Origin of the sequence: Bradyrhizobium sp. NBAIM03 (assembly GCF_020194055.1) — a bacterium.
Taxonomy (GTDB): domain Bacteria; phylum Pseudomonadota; class Alphaproteobacteria; order Rhizobiales; family Xanthobacteraceae; genus Bradyrhizobium; species Bradyrhizobium yuanmingense.
On the sequence record NZ_JADYVS010000284.1, the window covers coordinates 1 to 386 of the forward strand.

Consider the following 386-nt stretch of genomic DNA (forward strand, 5'->3'; position numbering starts at 1 on the left):
GGTGATCACCACCAGCTTCAGCATCGAACTGGGCAGCAACGGCGGCGACGTGCACATCTGCATGCCCTACACCATGATCGAGCCGATCCGCGACCGGCTCACTTCCGCCATCCAGGGCGAAGCGCTGGAAGTGGACAAACGCTGGCTGCGGCTGCTGTCGCAACAGGTGCAGACCGCCGAGGTCGAACTGATTGCCGACCTCGCCACGGCCAAGGTGCAGGTGTCCGACATCCTGAACATGAAGGTGGGCGACGTCATTCCGCTGGAGCTGGATGACTGCGTGACCGCCAAGGTAGACGGCGTGCCCGTCATGGAATGCAACTACGGCACGTTCAACGGCCAATACGCGCTGCGGGTCAACCGCATGCTGAATATGAGCGGCAGCG

The 386-nt window shown here is 62.4% G+C and carries 1 protein-coding gene; it reads left to right on the forward strand.

Translation table 11 applies throughout. The features are described from left to right. The coding region (locus I6F21_RS38525) for a FliM/FliN family flagellar motor switch protein (protein ID WP_225184492.1) at positions 1-386 on the forward strand (386 nt) is incomplete at both ends.